This is a genomic window from Flavobacterium sp. CR10, assembly GCF_055814415.1.
Genome location: NZ_CP185985.1, coordinates 3704306 through 3730404, shown reverse-complemented (window position 1 = coordinate 3730404; position 26099 = coordinate 3704306). Strand labels below are relative to the sequence as shown.

Sequence of the window (26099 nt, the reverse complement as noted above, 5' to 3'; positions counted from 1 at the left end):
AATTGAATTATAAGGTTTTAAAAAGTTAAAAGTTGTTTATGAAGCTTTTTGGTTGATCAAAGCATTTTTTATCCAGATGCAGCATCCCGTTGCAACAACTCCAATGCAAGCCATAAAAAGCCAGTTGGTTTGGTAACTAAATCGGGTAATGATTTCAAAGCCGAGTTTAGAACTAATAATATGAGCAAGACTAAAACTCATGGTATAAAGTGCCATATAGCGTCCTTCTTGTCCGCGTGGCGCACGGCTCAATGCAAATGCGTTGGAAAAAGGAAAAGTAAGGACTTCACCAATAGAAATACAAACCATACTTACAACCAATATTCCTGCCCAGAAATTAATAAGAAGCAAAAAGAAGCTTGAAGCCATTACAAAAGAGCCCACAATTATAATTCTAATTTTAGGAAAAGCTTTTCGTTCTAAAAACCCAACAGTTGGCATTTCGAGAGAAAATATTAAAAGTCCATTTAGAGTCATTAAAAGGCCAGTTTGGAATTCGCTTAAACCAAACTTTTCATTATGATATAAAGGTAGAGTTGTAAAAAGCTGAAAGAAAATCATAGCCGTGATAAAACTTACGAATAAGAAAACCCAAAAAATCTTATCATGAAAAACCGATTTTACATCAGATGCACTTTCTGTTTTATCGTCATGAGTGGCTTTTTTCTTTTCTTTTACCAATAAAGCAAAAATGGAGATCGAAATGATACATGAAGCTCCGTCAACCCAAAACAAACCTGAATATCCCATTCCCATGATAATTAAACCTCCAAGTGCTGGACCAGCAGCAAAGCCTAAATTTACGGCAAGACGAACCAATGTCAATGCACGGGTTCTGTTTTCTGGTTTAGCATAGGCTCCTAAAGACACAAACATAGCAGGACGAAACATATCTGCAATGGTCATAAGGATAAACATTGCAACACAAAGCGCCCAGAAAGTAGTAATATATTGTACAAAGAAAAGGGAAACTCCACTCGTAAATAAACTAAAAATCATTATTTTATAGAATCCGATTTTATCTGATAGTTTACCTCCCAACCAAGAGCCAAGCATTGACCCAAAACCAAATGCGACCATAATCCATCCGACTTGATTGTAGGTGAAATGAAGATCTTCTTTTAAATATTTTGATAAAAAAGGAAGAACCATTGTCCCAGCGCGGTTGATAAAAGTAATGATGGCAAGAATCCAAACTTCTCTGGTAAAACCTCGAAAGTTATTGATGTAGTGGGTTAGGGCTGTTTTAAGCATTTTGTGTGATAGATTATCGTCACAAAGTTAGCAAACTTTGTCTCGTTAAGTGGTTGTTGTTTTGTTACTTTTGAACTATTTTTGCAGAAAATTTCTAAGATGAAAACTATAAACGCCCTAGCTTTATTGTTGGTTTTTAATTTTGGCTTTGCACAAAAAAAGTTTAGTAAAACTGATGTTCAGAAGTTTCAAAAGAAAATCAACTCTGAATATGCTGATCCTAAGACAAGTCCATTGATGGCTGAAGATCTAAAAACTTTTAAAAGCTTAGATTTTTTTCCTATTTCTGAAACTTATTTTGTGAACGCAACTTTGGTAAAAGCCAAAGGCGGAAAAGTTTTTGAAATGAAAACTTCTGGAACGCGTACTCCAAAATATACTAAGTACGGAACTTTACATTTTAAAATAAATGGAAAACCTTTTCAGCTTGCAGTTTACCAAAGTTTAGATCTTATTGTACAGGAACAATATAAAAATCACTTGTTCTTGCCTTTTTCAGATTTAACAACGGGCAAAGAAAGTTACATCGGAGGACGTTATATTGATTTAGAAATTCCGAAAGGAAATACAATAGCAATCGATTTCAATCAAGCTTATAATCCGTATTGCGCTTATAACTACAAGTATTCTTGTCCGCTTGTGCCACAGGAAAATGATTTAAAAATTGAAATCAAAGCGGGTGTAAAGACTTTTCATTAATGGAATATTTTAATCTTCATACGCATCAATTTACCAATCAATCAGATGTTTTAGAATTGGTTAATCAATATCCAAAAGATTTTGATGAGTCAATTCCATTTTATTCGATAGGAATTCATCCGTGGTATATTGACGAAAATAGGCTTGATGAAGATTTGAAGATTATTGAAGAAAAACTGCCAACCCAAAATTGTCTGGCAATAGGCGAATGCGGTTTGGATAAAAGAATTGAAGTACCGTTTGATTTACAGGTTTCAGTTTTTGAAAAGCAATTGGAATTAGCTCAAAAATTTAAAAAACCTGTAGTAATTCATTGCGTTGCCGCTTTTCAAGAAGTAATGGCAATCAAGAAAAAAATGAAGATAAGTGTTCCAATGATTATTCATGGTTTTTCAAAAAATAATCAGTTGGCAGAACAGTTAATCGCCGCAGGATTTTATCTTTCATTTGGGAAATATTTATTGAAAAATCCAGATTTGAAATCGGTTTTTCAAAATGTTCCCAACGATCGTTTTTTCTTAGAAACAGATACTATTGAAGAATCAATTAAGCAAGTTTACGAAATAGCTTGTGAATATAAAGGATTAAAATTAAAAGAATTAGAAGGTATTATTTCAAGTAATTATAGAAATGTATTTGAATAATCAAATGTGAAATGTCAGGCTGAGCGGAGTCGAAGCCTCATTCCAATTGGAACGCCCTTCGACTCCGCTCAGGGTGACAACAGTAAAAAACTTGAAACATTAAACTTGAAACAAAAAGAATAAAAACAACAAAAAAGAATATATGGCAGAATGGACAGAAAGAGCTGAGCTTTTGTTTACTAAAGAAGGATTAGAAAATTTACAAAAATCTAATGTTTTAGTTGTAGGACTAGGAGGAGTTGGATCGTTTGCAGCTGAATTTTTAGCAAGAGCAGGAGTAGGTAACATGACAATTGTGGACGGAGACGTTGTAGATATCACGAATATTAACCGTCAATTACCAGCTTTACATTCAACAGTTGGTCAGCCAAAAATTAAGATTGTGGGTGATCGTTTGATGGATATTAATCCAGAATTAAATCTAACTCGTGTTCAGGAATTTCTTTCTCCAGAACGTGCTTTTGAAATTGTTTCTCCAGAATTTGATTATGTTTTGGACTGCATCGACAGTATTACTCCAAAATTAAATCTGATAATTGCTGCAAAACGCAAAAGAGTAAAAATTATCAGCAGTATGGGGGCTGGCGGAAAAATGCTGGCTTCAAAAGTAAAAGTGAGTGATATTTCAAAAACGATTAATTGCTACTTTTCAAAAACAATTCGCAAGCGTTTAAAAGAAGCAAAAATCAATAAATTGAAAGTAGTTTTCTCTTCTGAAATTCAAGACGAAAAAAGCTTAAAATTGACAGACGGCAAAAACTTCAAAAAATCATTTTACGGAACAAATAGTTATATGCCAGGATTATTTGGCTTGCACGCTGCAGAAACGGTGATTAGACATTTGTTGAGCAAATAAGATGCTAAGATTCTAAGTTGCTAAGTTTTTTGTAGCTGTGAAAATGAATCTTAATTTTTAGACCTTATAAATAAAACTCAAAGCAAACTTTGTCAAAGTTTAAAACTTTGGCAAAGTTAACACACAAAAGAGAAACCTTAGAATCTTAGCATCTCAGAATCTCAGAATCTCAGAAACTTAAAAAAAAATGATTAAAACAGTAATTTTTGATATGGATGGTGTAATTGTTGACACAGAACCCGTTCATCGTTATGCCTATTATTTGCAATTTTCAGAATTGAATATCGAAGTTCCTGAAGAAATGTACACCACATTTACAGGATTTTCGACTAGAAATACATTTCAGACTCTAAAAAGTTATTTTCCGACTGTAGAACAAGAAGTAGAAGATTTGATTCAGAGAAAAAGAACTATTTTTAATGATGCTTTTGATACTAAGGAAGATTTACATCTTTTGGATGGTGTCGAAGATTTGATTAAAGATTTGTACCACAACGAAATACAATTGATTTTAGCTTCTTCGGCTTCAAAAGTTACTATCGATCGCGTTTTTACAAGATTTAATCTTCATCAGTATTTTACGCATATTGTGAGTGGTGAAGATTTTCCTCAATCAAAACCAAATCCAGCGATCTTTATTCACGCAGCTTCATTGTCGATTGCGCCAAAAGAAGAATGCATCATTATTGAAGATAGTACAAACGGAGTGAAAGCTGCAAAAGGTGCAGGTATTTATTGTGTGGGCTATAAAAGCGAACATTCGCATTTGCAGGATTTATCTGAAGCAGACTTGGTTATAAATCATTTTAACGAATTAAATGCTGAAAAAATATCACAGCTTAAAGCTTGAATTATATAAAATTTAACATTTCTTAGCTGATTGAATTTGTAAATTTGAATAAAATAAAAACTTAAAATAATGAAGAAACTACTTATTGCTTTAGCCCTGATTATCGCTCCATTAGCATCAGAAGCACAAGTAAAAACGCCGCAAGCAAGTCCAAAAGGATATATTAAACAAACTGTTGGTTTAACTGATGTTGAAGTTACGTATTCAAGACCAGGAGCAAGAGGAAGAGCTGTGTTCGGAAATTTAGTTCCGTTTGGGAAACTATGGAGAACAGGAGCAAATGAAAATACAATCATAAACTTTAGCGATGATGTTGTAATTGACGGGAAAACGCTAAAGAAAGGAAAATATGCCATCTATACCATTCCTAGAATTGAAAGCTGGGATATCATTTTTTATCTTTCTACAGACAACTGGGGATTGCCAGAAAATTGGAGCGATGCGTATGTTGCTTTGAAAACTACGGTAAAAGAAGATGCATTGCCAACTCCTGTTGAAACATTTACAATCGGAATTAATGGTTTAGATCCAAATTTTGGATATTTAGATATTTCTTGGGAAAACTCTCATGTAGCTTTAAAATTTGAAGTTCCAACTGCTAAAATTGCTACTGCAAGTATCGATAAGACTTTGTCTGGTCCAACTTGGAATGATTATTTTGCAGCATCTCAATATTTATTCCAATCAAACGGAAATATTGAAACAGCAAGAACTTATGTAGACAAAGCGCTTGATATGAGTTCAGATAAACCTTATTATGTTTCAAGATTAAAATCATTGATCCAAGCAAAACAAGGTGACAAAAAAGGTGCAATCGAAACGGCAAAAGCTTCTTTGGCATCTGCTGAAGCTGCAAACAATGCAGATTACGTTAAATTGAACAAAGATAGTATCGCTGAGTGGAGCAGATAATAATTCTTCCGAATTATTAAATTCCAATTATAAAAATTACAAATTCCAAAGCTTTCGGGTTTTGGAATTTTTTTTTCACAATAAATATAGACAGACTTGTCTGTTTGTTTGAATTTTTATTACATTTGTAACTGTTTAGCTTTAGTTCAGAGCGATATATATAGAAATAATACATTTTAAGATGCAGCCTAAAGAACGAATTTTAGAAAAGACTTTTACTTTATTTCATAGGCAAGGTTATAATGCTACAGGAATAAATCAAATTATTGAAGAGGCAAAAGTGGCTAAAGCCAGTTTTTATCAGCACTTTAAATCTAAAGAAGATTTGTGTGTTGCTTTTCTAGAGCAGCGCCATTCTTTTTGGTTTAACGAATTATTGAAATTTACTTCAAATGCTCAAGATTCTAACTTGAAGGTTATTGCATCATTTGATTTTTTGATTTACATTAATAAAAATGAAAATTTTAGAGGATGCAGTTTTCTGAATATACTTTCAGAAATCCCGTCTGATAATGTTAAGATACTCAACGTTATTCAAAGTCATAAAAGTGATTTGCGAGTTTATTTTAAAGATATTTTAAAAGATGATTTGCTAGCAGATCACATCTATTTATTATTTGAAAGCTGTATAATCGAAAGTCAGTTGTTTAAATCAAATCAGTTAATCGAACAATCAAAAAAGATAATTCAAACTTTAATTTTAAAATAATGGAACAGAAATTACCGCTGCCTCCGTTCTCTTTAGAAACGGCATTGGAAAAAATCCAATTGGCAGAAGACGCATGGAATAGTCAAGATCCCGAGAGAGTTTCAAAAGCCTACACGATAGACAGCGAATGGAGAAACAGGGACAAATTTGTAAATGGTCGTGATGAAATCATTCTTTTTTTGACTGAAAAATGGAAAAAAGAAAGAAACTACAAATTGAAAAAGGAATATTGGGCTCATACCAAAAACAGAATTGCTGTACGTTTTGAATATGAATACCAGGATATTGATGGAAATTGGTTTAGAGCTTACGGAAATGAAAACTGGGAGTTTGACGCAAACGGTTTAATGCAGAAAAGATTTGCAAGTATAAACGATCTTCAGATTTCTGAACAAGACAGAAAATTTAAATAAAGCGAAACAAAAACTAATTCATACTAGGCGGTTCAGGAATTTTAATTTTCTGCTTGATTTTCTTCACAATCAAAAGATAAAAAGTAATGCCGCCTAAAATAATCAATAAAGCAATTTGAAGTTGGCCTAAACTATTATTTCTGCTGTACATCGCATTCGCAGCTGCAAGTTTAGCTTTTCCTTCTTCGATCTGAATTTGAGAAAGGGATTCAAGCGTTTTTAGAGCTTCTGCGCTGGAAATGGCAATTTTATCCCAGTTTTTGCTTTCAACTTGCTTATTTATTTCTTTGCAGGAAAGCAAAAAGGCATCAAAATATTGTTTTTCTTTATTTGTTAAAACGGTTTTAGCATACAAATCGTCAATATCATGAATAATATCAAGTGTGTGAATGATTTCATTTTTTTTAATATTGTCGCTTAAATTGAGTTTTTCGGCTTCAGCTTTTATAAAATGAAGTTCTTTTGAATATTGAAAAATATAATGTGCCACAACCAAACGATCTTTGTAAATCGCATTGATATTGTCGTTTACATTTTTGGAGTTTCGCAGCGTATTAAAGTTACCAAGCAGAATGATAAGCATTACGACTAGTAAAATAAAAGCTGCTTTAGTTTTATTGCTGTATCTTCTGTGATCTTTCATAGCTTTTTGGGAAACTAAAATTTTAATCAATCATTTTGTTTTCTACGAGTGCAATGTTTTTTATGGATGACAAAGGAGTAATTTTTATTTTTTTGTCTCCTTTAATGAGATAGAAATAATACAAGCTATTATTTCCAATAATAAAAACATTCTTAGAATCTCCTTCATTAAAATCCAGCTGATAGCTGTAATCCAATCTGTTTTCTTTTAGCTTTTTCGTAGTAAAATAACCTCCAGCGAATCCGTAACCTAAAAAAAAGGATAGTAAAAAAATGATAAGCGATTTTATGGCAATACCGTTATAATAGCTTTTAGTTTCTTGAGGTGATAATTCATCAGTAGATTTTAGTTCAAAAGATTTTTTTACAAATGGCAAATCTTTATTCTTGGCTAAGAAGGAAGGAAGATAAAAATGAAGCAAAAAAAGTAAAATAATTGCTCCTAAAATCACTGGGTTTGAAGTAAATTCAGCAATCGGACTAATTAATATATCCATTATTGTAGAATACCGCAATATGTTAATTCCAAATTGGTAGTAAAATATACTATCCTTTAATATTCCCATTAATATTAGAAATAAATATCCAAAAGGCAATAGCTTTTCTAAATCGTCTGAAATCTTCATTTCTCTAGCTTAAGATTAGTTTGGTCAGTTTTACAACTTACTAAAATAGTCTTTTTTACTTACAATAAAGGGAGAAATTATATTCTAATGAAAAAAAAAGATATTTATAAAAACAACTTTAGAATCATATTTTATTCAAGAATTAACTCATTATCATCCGTTTTTCCTTTGAAAAACAAAAACTGCAATAAAAGCGCTAATACAATTGTCAAAATTGCTCCAATAAAATTCAGCCATAAATAGCCTAATTTTTCCTGACGGTAAATCATGAAATAATAAATGACAAAAATGGTAAGTTGGCTTATAATGGCGCTAATAAACATTGGCTTTGCCTGAACTTTTTTGGTGTAAAAGCCAACAAGAAAAATTCCTAAAACAGTTCCGTAGAAAATTGAACCAATAATATTTACGAGCTGAATTAAATTTTCAAACAAAGTTCCAACGCAGGCAAAAAGTATCGCTACAATTCCCCAGAAAAGAGTAAAAAACTTAGTGACATGCAAATAATGCTTCTCTGATTTTTCTTCTTTCTGATTTCGTTTGTAAATATCAATTGCAGTTGTAGAGGCCAAAGCTGTCAAACCAGAAGCTGTAGAAGACATCGCTGCCGAAAGAATAACGGCCAATAACAATCCGATAAGTCCTTTTGGCAAATAATGTAGAATGAAATGGAAGAATACGTAATCTTTATCATTCGTTTCAGAATTACTATCGGCTCTCGAAATGATTTCTTTGGCTTTATCACGAAGATCTTTCTCTTTGTTTGATAATGCAACCAATTCTTTACGTAAAATTGGATTATCATAATCCTGATTCAGCTGATCGATATACAATAAGTTTATAACCTTTTTGTCTTCTGAAAGTTTTACCAGTTTTTCTTCTAAAACATGATATTCCTGTTTAAAGGCAGATTTTTCAATAGCAATTTTATTATTCGGATTAAAATTTAACGGCACAGGATTGAATTGAAAAAAGACAAAAACCATAACTCCCGTTAAAAGTATAAAGAATTGCATTGGCACTTTCAGCAATCCATTCATGATTAATCCCATCTGACTTTCACGAACTGATTTACCCGATAAATATCGTCCAACCTGCGATTGGTCTGTCCCAAAATAGGCAAGAGCCAGGAAGAAACCTCCTGTAATACCGCTCCAAAAAGTATATTTTTCTTCAGGATCAAAAGAAAAATCAACAATATTCATTTTATCATTTGCGCCTGCGATATGTAGTGCGCTGTTGAAAGTCATATCGTTTGGAAGATAGTGCAGAATTAAGAAAAATGTGATAAACATTCCAGACATTATGACAAACATCTGCTGTTTTTGGGTTACGTTTACTGCTTTTGTACCTCCAGAAAAAGTATAGATTATTACCATAACTCCAATAATGATGTTCATTACAGTTAAATTCCATCCTAAAAGAGCTGATAAAATAATGGCTGGCGCATAGATGGTTAAACCGGTTCCTAAACCTCTTTGAACCAAAAACAAAATAGCAGCAAGTGAACGTGTTTTAACATCAAATCTTCGTTCTAAAAATTCGTAAGCTGTAAAAACTTTACTTTTATGATAAAGCGGAATAAAAGTCAAACAAATGACAATCATGGCAATTGGCAGACCAAAATAAAACTGAACGAACCCCATTCCGTCGTGATACGCTTGTCCTGGCGTAGATAAGAAGGTAATTGCGCTGGCTTGTGTGGCCATTACAGAAAGTCCGACAGTATACCAAGGCGTTTCATTGTTTCCTAAAATGAAATCTTCTACGTTTTTACTTCCTCGAGTTTTCCAAGAGCCGTATCCAACAATAAATAATAATGTGACAATAAGTACGATCCAGTCAAATAGCTGCATAGGTTATGAGTATAATTGCATGATTAAAAGAAAAATAGCTATGTAGATCGCATTAACTACCAATACATAAGTGTAGCTTTTTTTCCATTTTTTTGTTTTTTTGGCTTCCATATTTTATTGCTTTAAATCTTGTTTTGGAGCTTCAATGGGCTGTTTTAGAGAAATGATATTCGATAATAATCGATATGCTCCAGAAACACCTTCTGGCAATTCTCTAAAGAAACTCAAACCGGTGTAAATATAGTATCCTTTTCCGTACGGTGCTACAAGTAAAGCTCCATCTTTTGCAGATTCTCCTTTGTCATGCGATGAAATAATAGGAGTGAAGGCAGGATCGTATTCGTTTGGATAATATAAACCTTGCTCTTGTGTCCAGCCTTGAAAATCTTTTTCAGAGATTTTATTTGGAGTATTTAAAACAGGATGATTTGGCGCTAAGAATGTAATTTTAGCATTTTCTTCTGTCACGCGGTCGTTTGACAATTTTAACGGATATGGCGCTATTTTATCAGTAACTAGTTTACCATTTGTATTGTACTGTACAATCATATTTTTACCGCTCTTAACAAAATTGAATAGTATATTTTGTTTGTTTGCCAAAGCATTTACGGTATTGTAGGCACGAACTCCTGTAATTACAGTGTTGAAAGAATCTAGCTTTTGAGGTGTAATTTCTTCTGGTTTTAAGATAGAAACTTTGTATCCCATTTGGGTTAAACTTTCCGGAACTTCGTCACCAGCCCCCATAATATAGGCAATGGCATCTCCAGAAATTTTCAAATCAATTCTGATGCATTTTGATTCTGCTGGTTTCAAAACCATTTGTTTGGTAATATGAGGGAAATCAATGATCGTTTGGTCTTTATCAAAACGTTTATTGTCAACAATAGCAACACTTTTTGCTATAACTTCTTCTGGATTTACTGGAGGGGTTACTTCAAAGTAATAGATTTGTTCTGTGCCTTTTTTGTCTAAAGCAAACGGAATTTCTTTTGGAGAAACATTCCAACTTTTTGGCAATTCTAACTGCAGATTTCCTTTTACATCGTCTTTTCCTGCACGAACTTTTACTGGAACCATTTTGCTTTTGGTGTTTCCAAAAATCAAAACTCTTTCTAATATCGAAGTAGTAACTTCTGGCACAATATCGAGGAAATTATACATTTCGCCTTTTACGCCATCATTGTATTTGTAAACAACAGTTCGCTCAAATGGAATTTCAACATCATTGATTTTTACATTAAAAACTACTTTTGTGTCTCGTATAATATCAGGAATGCCGATGTTTTCTTGATTCAAAACAGTATACATTCCAACTGTAGCTTTTTCTTTAAGCCAATAAGGTTGAGTGTATTCAATATTGTTTGGAAGCTGTAATTGTAAATTGATTTTCTGATCGTTATTGTTTTTTAAAACGATATTTTGGGCTGTTGTCTGATTATCTGGAAGTGTTGTCACGCTAACTAACTGCATTCCAACAGAACATCTGTTTATTGCTTCAAGACTTAGTTTAATAGTGCTTCCTGGAGTTGCTTCTTGCTCATTGGCAACAGCTTCAAGATATAAACCAGAACAAGATGCAATAATGTTTTTTATCGCTGCCGATTTAATTTCTTTCCAATGTGTATCGTCTAAAGCTTGAATCATACTATAAGCTTTAACTAAATCAGGAATACTTGCAGAAGGATGGCTGAAATCGTATTTTGAAATGATTGAAGAAATTAAGTCGCCAACTGGTTTTCCGTTTTTAACGCGGTTCCAGCTTGTATCAATTCCGTCAAATAAATTATCGCGCTCTTTTGGAGTTTCACCATTAATTAGTTCTAAATATTCGGTTTCTTCACCTCGAACTCCCGTGCTACCAAAACCTTGCGATTGGTGGCGGCTTCGGCTTAAAGCAGCAATTTCCTGATTTGATTTTCCGATTCCTGTGTAGTAAACACCAGTTTCTAGCTTTGTAAATTTAGATTTATTAGCGGCATCAAATTTTTCTTGGCTTCCGTAAAACCACCAAGAAGGGTTAAAAAATTGGCGTTTTACTTGCCAAGGCGAAACGTATTTTAATTGTTCAGGATAAATTTTAGGATCGTTTGTCAGTTTGAAACTTTCAACGCTCAGCATTGCAGAAGAGGTATGATGACCGTGTGTTGTACCTGGCGAACGGTGGTCAAAACGATTGATGATAATATCTGGCTGGAATTTTCTGATTGTCCACACTACATCGGCAAGGACCTTATTTTTGTCCCAAATATCTAAAGTTTCGTCAGGATTTTTAGAAAAACCGAAATCATTTGCTCTTGAGAAAAACTGTTCTCCTCCGTCAATTTTTCTAGCTTCAATTAATTCTTGAGTTCTAATTACACCCAGTAATTCACGCAATTGAGGTCCGATTAAGTTTTGCCCTCCATCACCGCGGGTCAATGATAAATAACCAGTTCTGGCGTTCATTTCATTGGCTAAATACGAAATCATTCTAGTATTTTCATCGTCAGGATGTGCGGCAACGTACAATACAGAACCTAAAAAGTTTAGCTTTTTGATTTGATTGTAAATTTCAACTGAATTTGGCTTTTGTGGCTGTTGTGCAAATGAAACCTGAAAACCGATAAAAAATAAAAGAAAGATCTGAACCTGTATTTTTCGCATGGTGAATGTTAGATGTTTTTTGAAATCATTTCAAAAATAGTAATTATTTTATGTAAGATTATTTAAATGAATTGTTAACGCTCAATAATTATACCTTTCTTTAAATTTATAAAACAAAAAAAGCTGTTAGAACCTAATTCTAACAGCTTTAATATAAGTGTTTTTGAATTTTACTTCAATTTGTTTTCAGTGTCTTTGTAAGTTCCTGTAATGGTTACATTGCTTCCTTTTGTAACTTTTCCGTAGATTGTTATAGAAGAGCTATTTCCGATAAAGTTAATTTTAGCACCGCTGTTTAATCTTAAATCTCCCCAGATTACAACAGAACCTTCAACTTGCAAAAGAGCATTATTATTGATAATTAACTCGGTCGGATTCGATTGCTGGTATTTTCCTTGAGACAAACTCCCTGTCATGTTGAAAGTGCCACCGCTATTTAAAATCAAACTATTTTGAACAGTAATTGATCCGCAATGTGTTAAAACTGCATTAGAATTAATAATTGCTGAGTTAATAGCAGTCGCACCTTGATATGATTTTATGTCGTTTGAATTCAAAATCAGATCCTTACCTTGATTGTAAATGCTATATGAGGTACAGTTTGCAAAAGTTGTGTTTGGTTTTTCCATTTTTATGATTTTCAAACCACCTGTTCCGCTCGCAACATAAATATAATTGCCGCTTGATTTTACATAGTTTGACGAACCTGCAATTCCAACAGAACCTAATAAATTAAGTTGTGTTGCAGATTGGTACACATTCAATCCAAGAGCACCGTTTGCCACAAAAGCATAACCATCATTAAAAGAAACAGCATTTGTTACATTATCTTCTCCAGCTGTTGCAATTGCAATGCTTTGCAATTTAGAACCGCTGTTGATATCGTATACGCCAAGACCGTTTGGACCTTCAGAAACAAAAAGTTTGGTTCCGTCAATATCCATTGTTCTTTTTGCTCCGCTAACATCAGTAGAGGTTGTAAAGCTTTTTTGCAGAGCAAGAGTCGATTGATTGTAAATATTAACGCTTTTTGTACCGCTTAAAGTTACCACTTTATCGCTTGTTAAAGCAATAGAACGTAAATCGGCTACAGCAACTTTTCCTGTGATTTCTTTTGTAGAACTGCTTAATTTAAATAAACTTCCGTTGTCTCCAGTCACAGCAAAGTAATTAGAAACATTGGCCGCAACGTCAGTTGTAACTCTGCTTTCTAAATAATTGGTTTTGAATTTATCTGTAAGCATTCCAGAACTTAATTCCATATTAAGCACAATAGCAGGATTGTTTGTTAGAAGCGGATCTTTATCAACATCTTTCGCTGCTCCGATAATTAAATTTGAACCAGAAAAAGTTAGAGATGTAATATCTGTATTAGGAATTAGGGCAGAAGCAACCAATTTTGGTTTGTACGGATCTGAAACATCAATTACATCAATAGCTCCAGAATAAGCATCGCCTCTCATAATATAAGATACATAAGCATAATTTCCGTTGACAGTTACATGGCTCGCTTGAAGCGTTCTTCCGTTAGCATCAACTGGAGGTTTGACTTCGGCAATTTGAACTAAAGGAAAAGAAGTGTTAGAATTTTCAGTTGCTTTTCCTGTTAGAGAACCATTTTCGATTGAAATTACCCCTGAATTGGTTAAGTCAAGTCTTTGATTCAATGTAGATTGATCTGAGGTAATAGTAATGTTATTTGACGATTGTCCATCGTTTTTGTTGTCATTATTATCGTCACAACCTATTAACAGTGACATAGCTAAAAATGAAAGCAAATAAACATTCTTTTTCATAAATTTCTTTTTTGGATTTAAAAATTCGGCGCAAAGATATATCATAATCACATTAAACAAAGGTTAATTCTGCTAAAACCTATTCTTTTACAGTGATTTATACATGAATTATAAATTTTTAACAAAACTTCGAGATTTAGTTGGCATAAAAAAAGAGAGTATCATGTTTTTGATACTCTCTTGTATTGATTACTAATAATTTAGCAATTATCTTCTTCCGTGTCCGTGACCATGGTCGTGATCATCATCGTGATCGTGACGATCATGTTTTCCATGGTGTTTATCGTAATGTTTGTCATAACGTTTGTAATCTCTTCTGTCGTCATAACCATATACAGGTCTTGGTCTGTAAGGTCTTTGTGGAGCTCCATAATAGCCTTTGTAGTATTTCACTTTATGACGATCAAAATATACATAAGGAGTTCTACCGTGATAGTCTGTTAAAACTACTTTATAACCTCCATATAAATCATAATTTCTATATTGTCTTGGCAAGTAAGTTGCTCTTACCCATCTTCCTCCTCCGAAATAGATAAACTGAGCAGCACGAACATCGTAGTAAGCTTCAATATCTGGAAGATAGTAATATTCCATGTCTGAATATCCTACTGGTCCCCAAGCAGGTGGAGTACCTATATTTACATTTACTGATACTTGGGCTTGTGTGGCGTTTGCAATCATTAGAAATAATCCGGCTATTGCTAATTTTATCGTTTTCATCTTTTTTGTTTTTTTAATGTTAATCTTGAATAGGGATACTCATATACTGTGCCAAAAAAACATTGAGATGTATTTTGTCGAATAAAAATGCATTTCATCGAATAAATAAAAAGTTTAAACAGTTGTAATTTATTGATAATTAGTGGTTTTGTTTGTTTTTGAATTTCTTAAAAAAAATATAAATTATTTGTAATTGACAACACGAGGTTTGGTAAGTTCAAAACTTTGAAGTCGATAATCGGTTGTTTCAAAAGTATTGGTCTTAAACACATTGTCTCCTTCCTGCGGAATACTAGGATAATATGACAATGATAGTTGGAATGAACTGAAAACCAAATAATCATTACTAATTAAGAGTCCTACGGTAAGCTTAGAGTAAGCTTTACTCTTTGTCATTGCCATTTCAGGACTCCCCAATACTGCAATTGAATAGTTAAAAAATGGGTTTAAACGGAATCCTAATAAAGAATGTGGAGAATATGTTTGTGTCTGAAGTGATAAAATAGCTTTACTGGTTCCGTACAAGTAGCTGTTAAACCCTGCCAAACCATTTTGTTCATTTATATTTAATTGATCTCCAACAATATCATCCCGATTTATTCCAATTACTACTTTGGGATTTATGAATTGTCTAAGTTTCCAATTTCCGATGCTGAATAATTTGGTAAAATAATTGGTTTCAAACAAAAAAGAAGTTTGATAAGTTTTAGACTGATGGAAAAAAGTTCCCGCTTCAAAATTCATACTTAGAAAACCTAAACGGTAGTAATTTCCAAAAGAAAACTGAGCTCCAATGTAGGGCCTCCAAAAAGTATTTTTATATTGATAACCAAAAGTTATACCATATATTCTACCTATCGAGACGTCTTCTGTTTGCCCATTCCTAAAAATGTAACTGTCTTTGATAAATTTTCTTGTATTAAATCCAATTCCGCTAAGAATTAGTTTCTCAGAAGAATAAAAATGATTGGGATCATAAAGTTCTGAAGGCGATTCGCTATAATTGACATTCAGAAATCGAGCAGTTGTGATTAGATTTGTAATTGCTTTATTATTGTCTTCGAATACTTTAAAAGCACGACCAACCCAAACATCTTGTGATGTATATTTCTTAGGCTGATAAGCAAATGTAGAGTCTGGAGCTTGAAGCGTATCTCTTCTAAAATTTTCATCCATATATAAACCACCAGCCCATTTTGTTAGAGGAGAGTAAAAGTCTCGTTCAATATCAATGCTTTTAATGTAGTTATTGTCCAAATCCATTTTATAATGGAAAACAGTTCCGATATAGGTATTCTTAATATTAGGAACTGTATAAGTTGCTTCATTGCCATTTTGGCCATCATCAAAGCGGTTGGTAAAACGATATTCCAATTGCTGGCCTGTTCCAAAAAAATCTTTTTCCTTAAACCCAATAGAAACCTGATTACTGGAAATAGAGAACCTCGGAATTGTGCTCCAAGAATCTAAAACTCGAATGGTGACATCTACAGAATCTGAGGCTTTACCAACACTCTGATTGGAAATTTTAACCGCTGTTACATAACGCTGCGCACGAATTAAACGTTCAGTCTCTAAAACTTTATAGGTGTTATAAGGTGTGTTTTTCTTAAAAAGCAATAAATTATAGATTGCTATTTTTTTTGTTTTAAGGTGAAGCCTATTACCCATTCTTTCTCCCCAATTTTTAGGAATTTGAGTAGTATCGGAAATAGAGTATCCAAAAGGATCTAAAGTAACAATATTAATCTTTCTAATAATTTTGCCTTCATAATTAGTAGAATCAATAGAAACAAGCAATTCGTCTTTTTTCTTAGGTTTCTTAGATCTAAAGAATAATTTATGCATTGCCTGCGTAAACTTATTTTTTTTAGAATAATTTCTAATTTTAGTATAGATTTCTGTAGTATCTTTTTCCTTTTTTGATTCTTTTCTACTACCTTCTACCTGCGCATGTCCACTTTGTAAACAAAAGCAAAGCAAAATGAAAATCAGTATTTGGTTGTGTTGAGACATTCAGTAGTTTTCTTCTAATAAATTTTAGTTTTATGAATATAATGAATAAATAAATGCTATGCTAGCATAACGCTTTTTTTAATTTTCTGTTTTAATTTTTCTTTTTCTCCAAACAAATTTTCTTGGAACATGATTTCCCATAAGATAACCCCAAGCCGAGAGCGATTCAATTCGATCAAAAATGATTTTTAAAATAGCTAAAAGAGGAATAGCTAAAAACATTCCGGCAATTCCAGCTGCGGCGCCTCCAACAATGATTCCCATAATAGATACAAAAGCATTTATTTCTACTTTAGAATTAATGATTAATGGCACAAGCAGATTATTATCAATAAACTGAACAATAATATTTACAATAAGAATACCTAGGATTACCGATATTTCTCCAGATCCAGTTAGTGAAGCCAAAACGGTGATAACTCCAGCAATAAAAATTCCGATATAAGGTATTAGATTCAGAATTCCTGTGATTAGTCCGAGAAGAATAAAATATTTAACGCCAATAATCCATAAACCAAGACTGGTCAATACCGAGACAACAATCATTTCGATAATTAAACTTACAATGTAATTGTTGATAGAAACTTTTATCTGAGATAAAATATCCTGCAAAACAGCATGATTTTCCTGTTTGATTAATTTCGCAAAAAACAGTTTGAAATGTTCTTTGTAAATCAGAAACAAAAAGGTGTAAATAATCATAATGGTGCTGTCTAAAACAACATCGCTTATAGATATAATAAACGAGCCTAGTTTTGCTTGACCTGTTTTTACAGAATCTTTTGTCACAGAATCCAGATATTTTTTCTGTTCTCCAATGCTTACCTCAAAATTTTCTCTTATAAATTTATGAATTTCAAGAATAAATGAGTTTGCGTTTTTCTTTATGGTTTCAAAATCATTTGCCATATAAGTGACTTGATAGGAAATAAAAACCAATATTCCGACAATAATGGAGATAAAAATGGCAAGACAGATTATTGCCGCAAGATGCCTTGGAAATTTAAGCTTTGTATTTAAAAAAGTAAAAATCGGAAGTAATAAAACGGCAAATAAAAATGCCATTAAAATAGGAGTAAGGATATCTTTTCCGAGGCAAAAAATAAATGCAAAACAAATTAAGGTAACAAGAATAAAAGAAAGTTTTGCGTAAAAGGGTAATGTTACGGGCCGAGTCATTTTTTATTTTATTTAGCTGAATTTATAAAACAAATATTACACTTTATTTGTCTTTTTGCGTTCCAGCTTTTTGACTGCCCGTTATAAAATTCCCATTATATTTTAGTCGAAAAACTCACGCTCTTCGTACTTTGCAGGAATAATCGAAATCCCTTTTTGAAGTAATAGATTATTTGGAAAAATTATTTTTTCACCTTCTTTTGTTTTTAAGCTTACATGAAAGGTATTTATGTCTTCGATTTCAGCTTCGATAGGAAAATCTTTGTCGTGTATTTTTATAGTATCTCCAATTCTAAAAGGAAAGGAGAAAAATAAAATCATTCCGGAAGTAATATTGCTTAAAATAGACCATTGGGCAAACATCGCTACTCCAATTACAGTTGCAATGGAAGAAATGGTAATAAAAATATCTTCTGTCTGAACTCCCCAGATTACTATTAGAGTGGTTACAACCAGTATATTCATTAAGATATTAATATACTTTATAACCAAATTAGTTCGGTGTTCAAATAATTGGCTTGTAGCGGCAAAACGTCTTATTAGTTTAGCGATTACCATTCGCAATACAATCAAAACTCCAATAAGAATGATTGTTGCTATTATTTCTCGGCTATACTCTTTAAAAGAAAACATAAATAGATTTTTACACTAATGTAGTCAAAAATTCATAAACTTTGGCTGTCGGAAGTCCCATAACATTGGTATAAGAGCCTTCTACTTTTGCAACTGCCATAAAACCAAACCATTCTTGTATGCCATATGCACCAGCTTTATCGTAAGGTTTGTAATTTTCGATATAATACAAAATAGCTTCATCTGACAAGTCATTGAAAGTTACTTTAGTAATATCGTGCAAAAGAGTAGAGGAGTCTGCGGTTTTAAAACAAACCGAGGTAATTACTTCATGCGTTGCATTTGACATCGATTTTATCATAGCAAAAGCTTCTTCGGCATTTTTTGGTTTTCCTAAAGCTTTGTTCTGATGCCAAACAATAGTGTCGCTTGTAACCAAAATTTCATTTGCTGCCAGTTCACCTTCAAATGCATTAGCTTTTAATTCAGCCAGATAATCTGTGATTTCTGCAGCTTTTAATTCTGGCGGATAGATTTCTTCAACATCTTTTAAACGAATTTCGAAATCTAGATCTAAATCCTTAAAAAACTGTTGTCTGCGAGGCGAACCCGAAGCTAAAATAATTTTATATTTTTTTAATTTTTCTTTAAGCATTGTATTTGATATTTAAAGCAATAACTAGAATTGATAAAATTCCGAAGAACAAAATAAGTTTTAAAATACTGCTTAAATGATGAAATTCTTTCTGAGATTTGGCACTAAATATTTTTACAATAAAATAAAGCAAAGGCGCCAAAACAGTTGCAAAAGCATAAAATACTGTAATGTAAAGTTTGTTTTGCATGAAATAAGTATTGCAATAAAGACCAGATAGAATAAATGCAATGACCGCAAAACCTAAAGCTATTTTTGCTGCTCGGTTAACTCCAATTGCAACTGGCAGAGTATTCATTCCCATATTGTAGTCACCATTTACATCTTCAATATCTTTTACAATTTCTCGAATAAAATTGATCATAAAAGCAAATAAAGCATAATCAATTAAAATAGAAAATAAACTTGCCATTTGCGCCTGATTTTCGGCTGTAGTAGCAGGAAAAAGATCAAAAACTCCTATAATCAAAACACTCACAGCCAAAAGCAACGCAACGACAAAATTGCCTAAAATCATGATTTGCTTAAGAGTTGTTGCATAAAAATATAACAGCGACGCGATTAAAATAAAAAGCGAAGCAAAAGTAGGCCTCATAATGATATTCGACAGAATAAAACCAATTGCAACTCCAGAAATATTCAGACCTATATAAATGTTATAAGCAGCCGTTTCTGTAATTCCTTTTCCAACCACAACATCATTTGGTTTGTTGATGCTGTCGGTTCCTACATCATAAATGTTATTGATAACGTAACCTGCAGCAGCCAATAAAACAGTGCTTAAAACGAGTAATCCGTATTGCCAGTCAGATAATGCCAGCGGAATTTCCTGCTGTTTTAAAAAGGCATAACGAAAAAGTAGCTGCATAAAAGCAAGCATTAAAAGGTTTTTGTAACGAATAAGTTTGAGGAATTTCATTTCTTTAAGGTTCTGAGGGGCTAAGATTCTAAGATGCTAAGTTTTTTAATTAACAATTTATAATTCACAATTCACAATTAAATTAATCGTGCTTTCCGTTAAAATATTCCATCCATTTTCCTTGCACTTTCATTACTTGCTCAATAACATCTCTGGCAGCGCCGCGTCCGCCTTTTACGTGCGAAATATATCGGCATATTTTTTTAATTTCTGGACTTGCATCTTGCGGACATGTAGGAAGTCCAACTAATTTCATGACATGAAAATCTGGAATATCGTCTCCCATATATAATACATTTTCAGGTTTTATATTATGAGTTTCTATATATGCCGTAAAAGTTTTTACTTTATCAGGAGTCCCTAAATGAATATCTGTGATACCTAAGTTGCGAAGACGAATACGTACGCCTTCATTGCTTCCTCCAGAAATAATGCAAACATGATAACCGCTTTCGATTGCCGCTTTCATTGCAAATCCATCACGAATATTCATTGTTCTTAACATTTCGCCTTCATTGGTCACAAAAACAGAACTGTCTGTAAGTACGCCGTCTACATCAAAAACAAAGGTTGTGATGTCATTCATTAATTCTTTATAACTTTTTGCCATTATGCTGTATAGATTGTGTTAGGATTTTATAGATATTTTTTTTGTTTTCGTCTTGTAAAAAAGCCAGATGCGCATTTGTGGTATTTGAATCGTGGCGTATCGCTGGCCCAGTTTGGGCGTCAATAGGATCTAGAGTGTTGATTTTATCAGCGGTTTCTTGAATTAATGGTCTTAAAACAGCAAAAGGTACTTGATTTTCTTCACAGATCTCCTGTCCCATTTGGTATAAATGATTCGTAAAATTGCTTACAAAAACGGCAGCAACATGAAGTGCTTTTCGCTGTTCTGAACTGATAGAGTAAACTGCAGTTGAAACGCTTTTTGCAATAGTTTCCAAAAGTTTAAAATCGGCTGTGTTTTCTGCTTCCAAACAAAAAGGCACAACAGAATAATCAATTGCTTTATTTTTAGAAAAGGTCTGTAGCGGATAAAAAACACCGCGTCGATTTTTGGAATTTAATAACTCGATAGAAGATGTTCCAGATGTATGAACCACCAATTGATTATTAAACGGAAGTTGGTCTGAAACTTCTGTAATAGCATTATCAGAAACCGAAATAATATGTAAATCAGCAGGTTCTAATGCTGCAAAATCAGTTATAATCTTTTCAGAATCAATTAAATGAAGTAAGGCTTCTTTCTTTCTCGAAAAAACCTGTTTAATTTCAACAATTTTGCTGGCAGAAAAAGCCTTTATCAAATGCTGCGCAACGTTGCCGGAACCGATTATTGTTATCTGAATCATGAAAGCAAAATTAGTATTATTTTTTTTAATCAATAGTCTATTGGTTACTGATAATGCATTTTTGAAGTTTTTATTGCCTTTTGTTTTTGTTAGAATTCTAACACAATTTGAATAAAAAGAATGAATCAAAAAATGTATATTGCTTTTGTAAGTTTAAACTTTCTATATTGTCAATTCGTTTAAAAAATAGTCCTTATTTTTGGTTTTTATTAACAAAAGGCAAAGCCTGCTAATCAACATTTTTAAGTACTTTTGTCGCACTTTTATACAATGTAATCCCTAAAAAATGGATAAAAAAATATTCTCTTTTTTGTTTTCTACACGATTAATGGCCGTTCTTTTTTTAACATTTGCAATTGCAATGTGTGTTGGAACTTTTATCGAAAGTAAATACAATACCGATACGGCTAGAATACTAATTTACAATACATGGTGGTTTGAGGCAATTATGGCCATCTTTATGATCAATTTCTTCGGAAACATCAAAAAATACCAACTGCATAAGAAAGAAAAATGGGCAACTCTACTATTGCACCTTGCTTTTGTTTTTATCATTTTAGGAGCTTTTATTACTCGTTATATAAGTTATGAAGGAATGATGCCAATTCGCGAAGGCGCGGCAGAAAATCAAGTTTATTCAGATAAAACTTTTCTAACCATTTTTGCTGATGGCGAATACAAAGGTGAAATGAAAAGAAGAGTTTTTGAAAAAAGCCTTTTGCTTTCTCCTGCAACCAATAACGATTTCAGCATTTCAGGAAAATTTGATGAAACTCCTTTTGAAGTTAGCTATTCTAACTACATTATGGGAGCGAAAGAAGTGGTTAAACCAGATCCAAACGGAACGTTATATCTTAAATTAGTTGAAGCTGGTGCTGGCGGACGTGAAGAACATTATCTGAAAGAGGGTGAAGTTCAAAATATTCACAACGTTTTATTTGCCTTAAATAAGCAAACAGACGGTGCAATTAATATCAATACTACTGGTAAAGAATACACTATTCAAACTCCTTTTGAAGGTGAATTTATGCGAATGGCAGATCAGTTTAAAGGTACAGTTACTAAGGATAATGTACAGCCTTTAATGATGCGTTCGTTATACAGCATTGGAGACATTAGAATTGTATTTCCAGAGCCTCCATTGAAAGGAAAAGTAGATTACGAATCTAATAATGACTTTAAAGCCAAGTCTCATAGAGATGCTTTGGTTGTAAAAGTAAAAGCAGAAGGACAAGAAAAAGAAGTAATGCTTTTTGGTTCTAAAGGACAAATTGGAGAACCAAAAACAGTGAAAATTGGTAAAATTGAGTATTCTTTATTCTACGGAAGTAAAGCTTATGTTTTACCATTTAAAATTCGTTTAAACGATTTTATTGCAGATAAATACCCAGGAACAGAAAAAAGTTATTCTGCTTTTAAAAGTAAAGTAACTGTTCAGGATTCTACAGAAACTTTTGATGCCGATATTTTTATGAACCACGTTTTAGATCATAAAGGATATCGTTTCTTTCAGTCTTCATTCGATCCAGACGAAAAGGGAACAGTTTTATCTGTAAATCATGATTTCTGGGGTACTAATATTACTTATTTAGGTTATTTTCTGTTATACATTGGTTTAATGGCAATTATGTTTACTAAACACTCTCGTTTTGGTGATTTGAAACGCAAGCTTGATGCTATTCAAAAGAAAAAAGAAAAACTAATCAGTATTTTAGTTTTATTGATTGGTTTGAACGGTTTTGCACAGCAAACGCCTCATGTTCATTCTCATGATCACGCACATTCTGCAGATCCAAATGATCATGCACATCATGTTACAGCTCCTCCTAGTCAAAAGCAATTAGATTCTTTATTGACTATTTACAAAGCTCCAGAAGCTCACGCTGCAAAATTTGGCCGTTTGATTATTCAGGATGCTGGAGGTAGAATGAAGCCAATTAATACGTTTTCATCTGAATTGCTTAGAAAAGTAAGTCATAAAGACACGTACAACGGAATGAATTCTGATCAAGTATTCTTATCTATGACGCAATATGCTCAGGTTTGGATTCAGATTCCATTAATTTATATTAAATCAGGAAACGATAGTATTCGTAAAATTATCGGAATTGATTCAAAAGATCAGTATGCACCATTTGTAAAATTCTTTGATGAGCAAGGAAACTATAAATTATCGCCATATTTAGATGAAGCTTACAAAGCTGCAAATCCGAATAATTTTGAGAAAGATTTTGTCGAAACAGACAAAAAAGTCAATCTAATGGAGTCCGCTTTGAGTGGTCGTATTTTAAAAATATTTCCTGTTCCAAATGATCCCGGAAACAAATGGGTTTCTTATTTAGAACGTGACAATGCAGGTTTTAAAGGAATGGATTCGACTTATGTGCAACAAATTCTGCCATTATATTTTAGCGCTTTAAATAACGGTTCAATTCAGAAAAACTTTGATACTGCTGATAATTTAGTAGAAAGCATCAATGGTTTCCAGAAAAAATTTGGTGCTAAAGTAAGACCAAGCGAAGATAAAATTGATGCTGAGATTGCTTATAACAAGTATGACGTTTTCAAAGTATTGCCTTATTGGTACATTACAGCGTCTATCCTTATGTTAATGTTTACTATTCTTAGTATTTTCTTTGAGAAAAAATGGCTTAGAATTACTGTAAACGGTTTCCATGCTATTGTTGGATTATTATTTTTAATTCACACCTTAGGATTAATTGCACGTTGGTATATTTCGGGTCACGCACCGTGGAGTAATGCTTACGAATCGATTGTTTATGTGGCTTGGTCAACAATGTTCTTCGGATTGGCTTTTGACAGAAAATCGAAACTTACAGTAGCTTCGTCAGCATTCGTAACAGCAATGATTTTAATGGCCGCTTACATGAACTGGATCGATCCAGAAATTGCAAACTTACAGCCGGTTCTTAATTCTTATTGGTTAATGATTCACGTTGCGGTAATTGTAGCTAGTTATGGTCCAACTGCATTAGGAATGATTTTAGGTTTTGTGGCTCTTTTATTGATTTTCTTTACGAATGATAAAAACAAAGCCAAAATGGATTTACATATCAAAGAAGTAAGTTACATTAACGAAATGGCATTGACAATCGGTCTTATCATGTTGACGATTGGAAACTTCTTAGGCGGACAATGGGCAAACGAAAGTTGGGGGCGCTACTGGGGATGGGATCCAAAAGAAACTTGGGCTTTAATCTCGATTATGGTTTATGCTTTTGTAATTCACGCTCGTTTTGTTCCAGCTTTAAGAGGAAAATGGTTCTTTAACTTAATGAGTATGTATGCTTTCGTTTCTATCTTGTTTACCTATTATGGAGTAAACTTCCACTTAGTTGGTTTACACTCTTACGCAAGCGGTGAAGCGCATTCATTAAATTGGATTTATTATTGCTTAATTACAATTTCTATAATTGGAGCTATTACTTATCCAAAATATAGAAAATACTATAAAACGAAAAAAGTAAAAAAATAATCAAGTTGATTGATATAAAAAAAGGGTTCAAAAATTTGAACCCTTTTTTATTGCTTAAAATTTTGTTTCTCAAGAAAACTTTCCACTTAATAAAAACACAATCGTTATGAAAATAAAAAAAGAAATGAAAAAAATTAGGTGACTTAAAATAGATAACAAAAAAGCCTTTGTTTTTGACATTTTATTAAAAAATTGAACATTGGTCCAGAATATCAATATTAAGCCGATAGCATAAGTTATGCTTGAAAATTGCTGTACATGTTCTGTTTTGTTTAGATATAGTAAAACTGGAAACATCAAAATTTGAACAAAAAGTCTTTGAGACGCCTTAAATGTATTGAGCACAAAAAACTCTACAAAATTGTATCCTTGATTTCTAAAAACGGCATAAGTTCCTATAGTATAAAACGGAATTGTAGCGATTGTAACCCAAGAAAAATGAGTAGCAAACCATTCATTCAAATGATTATAATCTAAATATTCACTTGACGAATTTTTGAAAAAATTAATTTCAAAATAATGGCACATAAATCCGTACAGTGTCGCAAGCAGCACAACTAAAGACAAAGGCTTAAAATGACGAACTCTTTTTCCTTCAATAAATTCTCGAATAGAATGTCCTGGTCTGGTAAATAATTGTTTTAATGAATATAATATTCCTTTGTCAAAATGCAACAAACCATGCTGAATATCGTGCCACAAAAAATGAGCATTTATTTTATGCGTTTCTGCTGTCTGCCCGCAATTATTACAATAATGACCTTTAAAAATCTGATAGCAATTCTTGCACATTATTTCCATTTCAGTTCAATATTTTATTTATGAATTACCTTTTCTTGAAATTCCATTCGGATACATAATTGCTAATAAAACGATTATTAGCAGAAAATTATATTCTACACCGTTTCTTCCGCCGCCTACAACAAACCAGCCTTCTTGGAAATGAACCAAAACGATCCCCATAATTAGAATAAAAATGGTGATAAAACCTGCTGGCATAATATATTTATTTGACAGTAATAAAATAGCTGCTATAATATGCGAAATCTTAATTGACCAAGCGAGAAATACACCAAAAGGAGCAAAACCAATTTGATTTAAGTATAGATTTCCAAAATCATTGATTCCGCCGTTAAACATTCCAAAAACAGAATGTGTAAGAAGTATAATAGCAGTAGCAATTCTTAGTAGTAGAGTTCCGTTCATGATTATTTAATTTTGGATTATAAAAAACGCATATTAAAATTAATTAATATGCGCTTAAAGTTTACAATTGAGTTTAT

At 32.6% G+C, this 26099-nt stretch carries 24 protein-coding genes; 8 read left to right on the top strand and 16 right to left on the bottom strand.

The features are described 5' to 3' along the window. Window positions 1–36: 36 nt before the first annotated feature. A complete protein-coding gene (locus tag ACNRYB_RS16370) occupies window positions 37–1254 on the bottom strand; it encodes an MDR family MFS transporter (protein WP_473727942.1) in 1218 nt (405 codons plus the stop codon). Window positions 1255–1353: 99 nt separating this feature from the next. Between ACNRYB_RS16370 and ACNRYB_RS16365 the strand changes: the two genes are divergently transcribed. The 7 genes from ACNRYB_RS16365 (at window position 1354) to ACNRYB_RS16335 (ending at window position 6337) form a co-directional block, all read left to right on the top strand. Next, window positions 1354–1953, top strand: a complete 600-nt coding sequence (locus tag ACNRYB_RS16365; RefSeq protein WP_473727941.1) for a DUF1684 domain-containing protein — start codon at window positions 1354–1356, stop codon at window positions 1951–1953. Beyond that, window positions 1953–2597 (top strand): TatD family hydrolase, encoded by a 645-nt coding sequence (locus tag ACNRYB_RS16360; protein ID WP_473727940.1) that lies wholly within the window; start codon window positions 1953–1955, stop codon window positions 2595–2597. The genes ACNRYB_RS16365 and ACNRYB_RS16360 overlap by 1 nt, the downstream gene beginning before the upstream one ends. Before the next feature lie 142 nt (window positions 2598–2739). Further along, window positions 2740–3453, top strand: a complete 714-nt coding sequence (locus ACNRYB_RS16355; protein WP_129747202.1) for a tRNA threonylcarbamoyladenosine dehydratase — start codon at window positions 2740–2742, stop codon at window positions 3451–3453. Between the two features lie 187 nt (window positions 3454–3640). Continuing rightward, window positions 3641–4303: an HAD family hydrolase gene (locus tag ACNRYB_RS16350; RefSeq protein WP_473727939.1), complete on the top strand. Its 663-nt coding sequence runs from the start codon at window positions 3641–3643 to the stop codon at window positions 4301–4303. 69 nt (window positions 4304–4372) lie between these two features. Then, window positions 4373–5215 carry a DUF2911 domain-containing protein gene (locus ACNRYB_RS16345; protein ID WP_473727938.1) on the top strand — a complete coding sequence of 281 codons (843 nt, stop codon included), beginning with the start codon at window positions 4373–4375 and terminating at the stop codon, window positions 5213–5215. A gap of 181 nt (window positions 5216–5396) precedes the next feature. Then, entirely contained in the window at window positions 5397–5924 is a 528-nt protein-coding gene (locus tag ACNRYB_RS16340; protein ID WP_473727937.1) for a TetR/AcrR family transcriptional regulator, read from the top strand. Then, window positions 5924–6337 (top strand): DUF1348 family protein, encoded by a 414-nt coding sequence (locus ACNRYB_RS16335; protein ID WP_473727936.1) that lies wholly within the window; start codon window positions 5924–5926, stop codon window positions 6335–6337. Before ACNRYB_RS16340 ends, ACNRYB_RS16335 begins: the two co-directional genes overlap by 1 nt. A 13-nt stretch (window positions 6338–6350) precedes the next feature. On the opposite strand, the gene ACNRYB_RS16330 is transcribed toward ACNRYB_RS16335, so the two are convergent. The 13 genes from ACNRYB_RS16330 to ACNRYB_RS16270 form a co-directional block, all read right to left on the bottom strand. Beyond that, on the bottom strand, window positions 6351–6980 hold the full coding sequence (locus ACNRYB_RS16330) for an MCP four helix bundle domain-containing protein (protein WP_129747197.1): 630 nt from the start codon (window positions 6978–6980) through the stop codon (window positions 6351–6353). A gap of 22 nt (window positions 6981–7002) precedes the next feature. Beyond that, a complete protein-coding gene (locus tag ACNRYB_RS16325; RefSeq protein WP_473727935.1) occupies window positions 7003–7476 on the bottom strand; it encodes a hypothetical protein in 474 nt (157 codons plus the stop codon). A gap of 260 nt (window positions 7477–7736) precedes the next feature. Further along, complete coding sequence (locus tag ACNRYB_RS16320; protein ID WP_129747195.1) at window positions 7737–9461, bottom strand: sodium:solute symporter family protein; 1725 nt, start codon at window positions 9459–9461, stop codon at window positions 7737–7739. 114 nt (window positions 9462–9575) lie between these two features. Next, on the bottom strand, window positions 9576–12107 hold the full coding sequence (locus ACNRYB_RS16315; RefSeq protein WP_473727934.1) for a PIG-L family deacetylase: 2532 nt from the start codon (window positions 12105–12107) through the stop codon (window positions 9576–9578). Window positions 12108–12277: 170 nt separating this feature from the next. After that, window positions 12278–13903 (bottom strand): LVIVD repeat-containing protein, encoded by a 1626-nt coding sequence (locus ACNRYB_RS16310; protein WP_473727933.1) that lies wholly within the window; start codon window positions 13901–13903, stop codon window positions 12278–12280. 207 nt (window positions 13904–14110) lie between these two features. Then, window positions 14111–14623, bottom strand: a complete 513-nt coding sequence (locus ACNRYB_RS16305; RefSeq protein WP_129747192.1) for a hypothetical protein — start codon at window positions 14621–14623, stop codon at window positions 14111–14113. A 183-nt stretch (window positions 14624–14806) separates the two neighbouring features. Continuing rightward, window positions 14807–16639 (bottom strand): hypothetical protein, encoded by a 1833-nt coding sequence (locus ACNRYB_RS16300; RefSeq protein WP_473727932.1) that lies wholly within the window; start codon window positions 16637–16639, stop codon window positions 14807–14809. A gap of 78 nt (window positions 16640–16717) precedes the next feature. After that, window positions 16718–17818 carry an AI-2E family transporter gene (locus ACNRYB_RS16295; RefSeq protein WP_129747190.1) on the bottom strand — a complete coding sequence of 367 codons (1101 nt, stop codon included), beginning with the start codon at window positions 17816–17818 and terminating at the stop codon, window positions 16718–16720. A 102-nt stretch (window positions 17819–17920) separates the two neighbouring features. Continuing rightward, window positions 17921–18451, bottom strand: coding sequence for a mechanosensitive ion channel domain-containing protein (locus ACNRYB_RS16290; RefSeq protein ID WP_129747189.1), 531 nt, complete (start codon window positions 18449–18451; stop codon window positions 17921–17923). Between the two features lie 10 nt (window positions 18452–18461). Then, window positions 18462–19046 (bottom strand): Maf-like protein, encoded by a 585-nt coding sequence (locus ACNRYB_RS16285; RefSeq protein ID WP_473727931.1) that lies wholly within the window; start codon window positions 19044–19046, stop codon window positions 18462–18464. Then, window positions 19039–19914, bottom strand: coding sequence for a geranylgeranylglycerol-phosphate geranylgeranyltransferase (locus tag ACNRYB_RS16280; protein ID WP_473727930.1), 876 nt, complete (start codon window positions 19912–19914; stop codon window positions 19039–19041). The genes ACNRYB_RS16285 and ACNRYB_RS16280 overlap by 8 nt, the downstream gene beginning before the upstream one ends. A 133-nt stretch (window positions 19915–20047) precedes the next feature. Next, on the bottom strand, window positions 20048–20575 hold the full coding sequence (locus ACNRYB_RS16275; protein ID WP_129747186.1) for a KdsC family phosphatase: 528 nt from the start codon (window positions 20573–20575) through the stop codon (window positions 20048–20050). Beyond that, window positions 20559–21320, bottom strand: a complete 762-nt coding sequence (locus ACNRYB_RS16270) for a Rossmann-like and DUF2520 domain-containing protein (RefSeq protein WP_473727929.1) — start codon at window positions 21318–21320, stop codon at window positions 20559–20561. The genes ACNRYB_RS16275 and ACNRYB_RS16270 overlap by 17 nt, the downstream gene beginning before the upstream one ends. A gap of 286 nt (window positions 21321–21606) precedes the next feature. On the opposite strand from ACNRYB_RS16270, the gene ACNRYB_RS16265 reads away from it, so the two are divergent. Beyond that, window positions 21607–24816 (top strand): cytochrome c biogenesis protein, encoded by a 3210-nt coding sequence (locus ACNRYB_RS16265; protein WP_473727928.1) that lies wholly within the window; start codon window positions 21607–21609, stop codon window positions 24814–24816. 69 nt (window positions 24817–24885) lie between these two features. Here the strand turns inward: ACNRYB_RS16265 and ACNRYB_RS16260 are convergent, their stop codons facing one another. Both ACNRYB_RS16260 and ACNRYB_RS16255 read right to left on the bottom strand, forming a co-directional pair. Then, window positions 24886–25617 (bottom strand): DUF3667 domain-containing protein, encoded by a 732-nt coding sequence (locus ACNRYB_RS16260; RefSeq protein ID WP_473727927.1) that lies wholly within the window; start codon window positions 25615–25617, stop codon window positions 24886–24888. A gap of 18 nt (window positions 25618–25635) precedes the next feature. Next, complete coding sequence (locus ACNRYB_RS16255) at window positions 25636–26022, bottom strand: DoxX family protein (protein ID WP_473727926.1); 387 nt, start codon at window positions 26020–26022, stop codon at window positions 25636–25638. Window positions 26023–26099: the final 77 nt, after the last annotated feature.